This is a genomic window from Adlercreutzia sp. ZJ141 (assembly GCF_011038965.1).
In the GTDB taxonomy this organism is placed as follows: Bacteria; Actinomycetota; Coriobacteriia; order Coriobacteriales; family Eggerthellaceae; genus ZJ141.
In genome coordinates, this window is the sequence record NZ_JAAKEB010000034.1 from 1 (window position 1) to 6,490 (window position 6,490).

The 6,490-nt window shown below is 52.9% G+C and carries 7 protein-coding genes; 1 reads left to right on the forward strand and 6 read right to left on the reverse strand.

Going from position 1 to position 6,490, the window contains the following annotated elements; genetic code table 11:
* Nucleotides 1–178: 178 nt before the first annotated feature.
* Nucleotides 179–517 carry a winged helix-turn-helix transcriptional regulator gene (locus G7Y44_RS09980; protein ID WP_241159249.1) on the forward strand — a complete coding sequence of 113 codons (339 nt, stop codon included), beginning with the start codon at nucleotides 179–181 and terminating at the stop codon, nucleotides 515–517.
* 135 nt (nucleotides 518–652) lie between these two features.
* Here G7Y44_RS09980 and G7Y44_RS09985 read toward each other — a convergent pair whose 3' ends face one another.
* The 6 genes from G7Y44_RS09985 to def form a co-directional block, all read right to left on the reverse strand.
* Nucleotides 653–1,810, reverse strand: coding sequence for an ATP-binding protein (locus G7Y44_RS09985; RefSeq protein ID WP_165249595.1), 1,158 nt, complete (start codon nucleotides 1,808–1,810; stop codon nucleotides 653–655).
* A 375-nt stretch (nucleotides 1,811–2,185) separates the two neighbouring features.
* Nucleotides 2,186–2,656, reverse strand: coding sequence for a type II toxin-antitoxin system VapC family toxin (locus tag G7Y44_RS09990; RefSeq protein ID WP_165249597.1), 471 nt, complete (start codon nucleotides 2,654–2,656; stop codon nucleotides 2,186–2,188).
* Nucleotides 2,637–2,936, reverse strand: coding sequence for an AbrB/MazE/SpoVT family DNA-binding domain-containing protein (locus tag G7Y44_RS09995; protein ID WP_165045959.1), 300 nt, complete (start codon nucleotides 2,934–2,936; stop codon nucleotides 2,637–2,639). The genes G7Y44_RS09990 and G7Y44_RS09995 overlap by 20 nt, the downstream gene beginning before the upstream one ends.
* Nucleotides 2,937–3,154: 218 nt before the next feature.
* Nucleotides 3,155–4,729 carry a transcription antitermination factor NusB gene (locus tag G7Y44_RS10000; RefSeq protein ID WP_241159250.1) on the reverse strand — a complete coding sequence of 525 codons (1,575 nt, stop codon included), beginning with the start codon at nucleotides 4,727–4,729 and terminating at the stop codon, nucleotides 3,155–3,157.
* Nucleotides 4,722–5,660: a methionyl-tRNA formyltransferase gene (gene fmt, locus G7Y44_RS10005; RefSeq protein ID WP_165249601.1), complete on the reverse strand. Its 939-nt coding sequence runs from the start codon at nucleotides 5,658–5,660 to the stop codon at nucleotides 4,722–4,724. The genes G7Y44_RS10000 and fmt overlap by 8 nt, the downstream gene beginning before the upstream one ends.
* Before the next feature lies 1 nt (nucleotide 5,661).
* On the reverse strand, nucleotides 5,662–6,198 hold the full coding sequence (gene def / locus G7Y44_RS10010; RefSeq protein WP_165045956.1) for a peptide deformylase: 537 nt from the start codon (nucleotides 6,196–6,198) through the stop codon (nucleotides 5,662–5,664).
* Nucleotides 6,199–6,490 lie beyond the last annotated feature (292 nt).

Consider the following 6,490-nt stretch of genomic DNA (forward strand, 5'->3'; position numbering starts at 1 on the left):
GGTGCAACCCTTTGCCACCATTCACGCTTTGACACAATCAAATGAATTGCAGTTATGCTCGCTTTATTAACTTCACGCAGAAGTGAGCGTCGGTGACAATAGCGGTGACAATAGGGTTATGTAGCTAAGAACTGACCAGTACTGTTTTCAAAGATAGGTACTTTCTTAGGAGATAGCTATGGGATTGAACGAGTCGAAGATTGAAGATGCGCGGTTTGAGGGTACGGGCTACAGCTACACGATGTCGCTTATCCAGGGCAAGCACAAGATGGTCATCCTCTACTGCTTGATGGAGTTTCAGCCCGTACGCTTCAACGAAATGCGCCGCTATCTGGGTAAGGTCACCGATAAGACGCTGTCCGCAAACCTCAAGGAGCTTGAGGCGGACGGCCTGGTAGCGCGAAAGGAGTATCCGCAGGTACCACCAAAGGTGGAATACTCGCTCACGCCGCTCGGCGAGTCACTCATGGTCGTGCTCGACCAGTTGTGCACCTGGGGCGTGGAGCATATGGGTTAGGTTTCTAGCCTAAGTGACGGATTATACGAAGCGGAGTTTACTCATTCTTTCAAGCGTGCTGCATCCCCAAAGGGCATACCTAATAACATAGCTTAGGCGTCAAGGTCTGGGGGTGACAATAGGGTATTTTGTCAATTAGAACAGCCACGCATCGGGATTTGCGGGCGCCGTCCCGTTTTCTAAAGCTTCTTCCAAAAGATAGCGGGACAAATATGGTAGGTTAAATCTCACATAACCCCAGCCATCGGGCACGAGTAATCGGCGGTCGATGAGACGTTGTCTGTCCGTACTGCATTGCGACAGCTCCTTATTAAGGGCTGCAGCAACTTTCTCTGTACGCGCACGGCCGGTGTTATCGAGAACCTTTGCCACAGATGTAAGATATGCGCGGGCTCCGTTGCGCAGTGGCTCTGTTACTGCTTTCAGCACGTTATTTCGATAGGCTGTGTAAGCCTCACTTTCCGCTGCAGCAACATCACCTTCATTCAAGCAGAATGCACCCACAAACCCGCTCTGACACATTTGTTCCACCGCATAGTAACCAATGAGCTGCATAAGATAAGGATACCCCAGACTGAAACGAGCAAGTCGATCCACGGCGCCCTCACCCACAGCAACAGTAGGCATTGTTGCCAAGAGTCGCTCGAAAGCCTCGTACGTTTCGGGAATCAGCAGGCTAGACAGCTTGATCTCAAAGGTGCGCTGCATGAAAGTGCAGCCAGCATAGGAACCGATCTTCTCTTTCGATCCCGGCAACCCGGCCATCACGAGCATAACAGGATAACCCTTTCGCATGGCCATTTGCAGGGCGGCACACAAACCCTCAGCGTCAGGCTCGGAAATCTTTTGAACCTCATCCACCGAGACAAAAATACCCTGACACGCATTTACACCCTTCAGCTTTTCTATCATAACGTCAGCCAAATCCATGCCGGTATAATGTTTTGACGTCACCGTTGCCGCACTGCCAACTGACAACCCAGCAAATTGAGGCTGAAGGTTTTTCGAAATTGTTCTATCCGTTCCACCAGTTAACTTCTTTACTGCGCTCATGAGTGCTTCTTCCGCATGTACATCAACGGCAAGCCATCCATGGGCGCAAGCCTTTTCCGATACCTGCTCAAGTATTGAAGTTTTCCCACACCCACGATTGCCGGTAATAAAAAGGGCTCTATAGGGACTAAACTCGTTTTCGAAAGCATTTTCTATCAGAGCAAGTTCCTCAGTTCGTCCAAAAAAATGCTGCGGTTTTCCCCCAAATGCTGGAGTGAAAGGATTCAGGATAGATCTCATTGAGACGTCCTTTCATACTATTGGAAAACGACACCTTAATTTATAACAGGTAAGCTGATTTATATCTTTATAGCATAGAGATCAAATTATACTGTAGCAACTTTTCAACTGTTCGAATTCACTACAATGGCTTACAAATTGGCCATACAGAGCAATACTGCAAACCCGAAAACCCGAACTGTGGGCGCAATAGACAACCTAATAGCACGCGGGCAAATACTGATTAAGGGTATTTTGTTATGTGACAATAGGGTCAGAGTTCTAGCCTAAGTGACGGATTATACGAAGCGGAGTATATTCATTCTTTCAAGCGTGCTGTATCCCCAAGGGTCATGCCTAATAACATGGTATTGCAGGTCTTGCTGCTGTGATGTGCTACGTATCATTTTGTGTGATTCTGCTGGGCTTAGGCGTCAAGGTCTGCGGAACTCTGAAGAAAGTCTCCAGTGCTTCTTGGGCCGTCATCTTCGGAATGAAGGATGATTTGAAGGCGGCATTGTCGTAGCTGATAATGGCGTTAACTTGAAGCTCTTCAGCAGCAACTCGGATAAGGCCGTCCTCGTAGTCGGGTTCATCGGAATCGATGGACTCAAATACGAACAGTCCCGTAAGGTCAACAAGATCAAATGTTTCTGCTATATCGCGAATAGCGGATCGCGCATCAGGTTCACTCAGATAGTGCCGGCAAAGGACGTAGTAAACATCATTAAGAGATGATGCTAAAGCATAAATGCAGCCATTTGACGTGAGCGTAGACCTGAGTAGTTGCTGGACATCTTCGTGATACTGCGCAGAAGTGCAAACACTGTAGATAAGGGCGTTGGTATCAAAGAGCAAGGAATGCACGGTAGCGCTCCTCTCGCGTCTCAGCAATGAGATCTTCCGCTGTGGCTCCTTCGGGCCAAGACCGAGCGCAGCGCTCCCGTTCGATATTACGGCGCTCAAACGTTTCAAGCCGCTCTAGACGATCATCGTCGGAGAGAACGGACGTGATAACCACCACTCCCTTCCTCGGTGAGGCAATGCGTAAAGGCGTCTCTGGTTCTATGCAGGCTTCTTGCCGCAATGCCTTGGGAAGCAGAACGGCCATACTGTTCCCAACTTTGGTGAGTGTTGCTGTAGCCATAGAGAACTCCTTTCGTTGAATGCATTATAACACGTTATAACGTCAATCCTTGGAGTCCCGAGGTATGTGTGCGAAGAGGCGTGTTTGAATAGCGACTCGAAGTGGCTCATAAGTTCAGAATCTGCGCCTTTATGACTCAGAGAAAACCAACTCTTGAAACCCTCGGCTTCGTTGTTCACTACATCGTGACACCTTGGCACACCCAGAATGAAATGCAGTTACATGCGCTTTACCAGCTTCACGCAGAAGTGGGCGTCGGGCGAACCTGACGTGAGCTTTGGAGCAAACAGGCCTTGCGGAGCGACGTCAAAAGACGAACCTTCGTCGCTTGCAAGGAAGCTCTTCACCACGTCGATGTTCTCCCGCTTAAGCACGGTGCAGGTGGCATACGCGAGCACCCCGCCGGGCTTCACATGCGAAGCAGCCGAGCGAAGCATGGCAAGCCCCACTTCAGCCATCTGTTCAGACGCTTCAGGTTTTAAGCGCCAACGAATCTCAGGATGACGACGAAGTGTTCCTACCCCCGTGCAGGGAGCATCAATAAACACCACGTCGAACACCGCTTCGCCCAAAGACTCATCCAAACACGTTGCATCTGCAGTAACGGCGTCGGAAAGTTGCACACCACAGCGACCGACGCGCTCGCGAACAAGCTCAGTCTTGTACTTCAAGTTATCAAGCGCCACGTACTGATTGATCTGACGGCCGTATTTCCGCTGAGCTGCGCTTTGTATCAAGATGGTTTTCGTCCCCCTACCCGCACCGATCTCAAGAAAGCTATTCGGAAGCTCGTCGGGCAACACCATGTTCGCCACCGTTTGAGACGACGCGTCGGAAACGATCAGCTTACCCTGCCCGAGTATGCGATCAATGCACCCATCAACCAGCACTCGCCCGCTCTTGATCCGGTAGCATCCAGGAATAGCCTCATCACCGAACACGACCGGTTGCGGCTCACCTTTTGCCGCAGCCAGCTCGGTCACAACCTCGTCATCTTCAGTACGTGCTGCATTTACCGCAACGAAAACCGGTGCGGGTTCGTTCGACGCTGCCATGAAGTCGCGCGCGGCTTGCGGCTCAAGATCGCGAACGAGTGCTTCGGCAAGCCACAGCGGGAAAGCATGTAAGCGCGCGAACACGCTCAAGTCAGTGCGCGGATCGCCGTAAGGGAACGACCGCTTTTCAGCCACTACCTTACGTAGCACCGCATTAGCAAGCCCTGTCGCCTTTGGTTCAAAGGAGCGAACAAGCTCAACCCCCTGATCAACAGCCGTATAAGGCTCCTTCTCGAGGAAGATTATCTCGTAGGTGCTAATACGCAAGGCATCGCGAACATCGGGCTGAATGTCCGTCGGATTGTTGAGCGCACGGTCGAGAACCTCATCGATAGTACCAACAGCGCCCACCACGCCCAGCACGAGCTTCGTAGCAAACGCACGGTCTTCAATACTCATGGACGACCGGTCAATGTGTTTGGTTATTACATCCTGCGCGAATGCATCACGTTCACGGACGATGCGAAGCACCTGCAATGCTGCCTTTCGGCCCGGCGTCGCCTTGCTAGCACTTGTGCCCGTCGCGCGCGTTGGGGAGTTGTTGTCTCGGGAGTTGTTGTCTCGGTTGCCATGACGATCGTTGTGGACGCCGCGGCGTCCACGTTCACTGCGTTCACCGCGCTCATCGCGACGCCCGCGATCGTTGTGACCCGATCGGTACTGCCCACGATCATCGCGAGCCCCACGATCCTTATTTTTGCCGCCAAAGCGCCTATTCCCCTGCACGTTCTCAGTCACGCAATGCCTCCCATGCGATTCGTCTCGATTTGATATCCTGCACGCCAGCTGCAAAGGCTCGCGCTTCCATAGTTTTCTTTCCATCGGGCTTCAGCTCAGTGACCTCGATCGCCCCATCCGAGCAGCCCAGATACAGCCGCTTGGTCACAAACGCCACCTGTCCCAGCGACACGTCGGGTGTCTCATGCACTCGCCGCGCAGTAAGCACGCGAACGCTCTTCCCGGCAATCAAGCACTTCGAAGGATGGGCGTCACTTGACGCACGCACCTTCCGCAGCGCAACCTCCGCCGAATCAGTCGGTGCGAGGTTCAGCTCGCCTGGCTCCACCTTGTTCGCATATTCAAGGCCGCTATCACCTTGATCCTTCCAAATAGCCTTATCCTGTTCAAGTAGATCCAGGGCCTCAAGCAGCGCCTGTGCGCCGAATTCCGCCATCTCACGCGTCAATTCGCAAGCTGTTTTCTCCCCCACCGGTGTTGCGCGGTGCACACAATACGGACCGGTGTCGAGCCCTTCCTCCATACGCATAATACACACGCCCGCTTGTTCGTCACCCGCGAGGATAGCCCGCTCAATTGGAGCGGCACCGCGCCAACGCGGAAGCAATGACGCATGCACGTTCACACACCCGAAGCGCGGCAGTTCAAGAATACGAGCGGGAAGAATGGCTCCGTACGCGGCAACACACACGATATCGGGCTGAAGCTCGGCAAGTTCTCGAACAGCTTCATCGCTACGAAGCGAATTCGGCGTGAAAACCGGGATCCGCAGCTCCTGTGCCACTTTCTTCACCGGCGACGCAATAAGCGCACGGCCCCGCCCGCGCACGGCGTCGGGGCGCGTGTATACACCCACTACGTCGTGGTGAGCGGCCAGCGATTCAAGAATACACGCTGAGAACTCAGGTGTTCCCATAAACACAACGCGCATGCTAGCGTACCTTCGAAACGGAGGTTTCGCCGGGCACTGCACCCGCCGCTTTCGCCTGCTCATACTCTTTCAGCACCTGCAAGCGCACCAACGGATCGCAGCTTTCAAACAGCGTGCGCCCCTCAAGATGATCAATCTCGTGCTGAAGGCAGCGCCCCAAAAGCCCGTCGCCTTCGATCTCCCACAGCTCGCCGTCCAGATCGTAATAGCGAACGCGTGCCCACGGCTTGCGCGCGACGGGTACCGACACGCCAGGACATGACAGGCAACCTTCTTCATCGGTAACCGGTTCACCCTGAAGCTCTTCAATGGTGGGGTTCACTAACACAATGGGATTACGCTCAGTTTCTTGGTCGCAGTCAATGACGATCAGTCGCTTCAGTACGCCCACCTGAGGCGCAGCGATGCCGCAACCGTCGTTGGCATACATTGCGTACTCCATCTGCTTCGCAAGGCGTTTCAGACTCTTATCCGACAGATCACAGGGTTCGCAAACTTGGTTTAGCAGTGGATCGGGTGATTGAACAATGGAAAGCATAACCGCGCGCCTTTCATGCCACAGGAACGTTTTTCTCGAGGTGCGAGTATACCACCTCACACACATGCTTTACGCCCTTTCCTTTTACCCTCCTTCGCCTGTTCATTTCCCTGTTCATTTCCAAAGCGTTTCGAATGCGACGGGTGCGCGCGAGGTAGGCGTGCTACCTGACTTCCGAGTTTCGATTTCATTTCTGGTGCTAAGAATTCAACATGGTTTGTAGGTACACTTCGCTTTGTCTTTTAAACGTTGTGTGCCCAAGTCATCGGTGTCATCAGGTGGGTCGTCCTAT

Excerpts from the sequence above, each read along its gene's own strand:
- G7Y44_RS09995 (WP_165045959.1), bottom strand. The coding sequence starts at position 2,936 with ATGGCTACAGCAACACTCACCAAAGTTGGGAACAGTATGGCCGTTCTG.
- G7Y44_RS09985 (WP_165249595.1), bottom strand. The coding sequence starts at position 1,810 with ATGAGATCTATCCTGAATCCTTTCACTCCAGCATTTGGGGGAAAACCG.
- fmt (WP_165249601.1), bottom strand. The coding sequence starts at position 5,660 with ATGCGCGTTGTGTTTATGGGAACACCTGAGTTCTCAGCGTGTATTCTT.
- G7Y44_RS09980 (WP_241159249.1), top strand. The coding sequence starts at position 179 with ATGGGATTGAACGAGTCGAAGATTGAAGATGCGCGGTTTGAGGGTACG.
- def (WP_165045956.1), bottom strand. The coding sequence starts at position 6,198 with ATGCTTTCCATTGTTCAATCACCCGATCCACTGCTAAACCAAGTTTGC.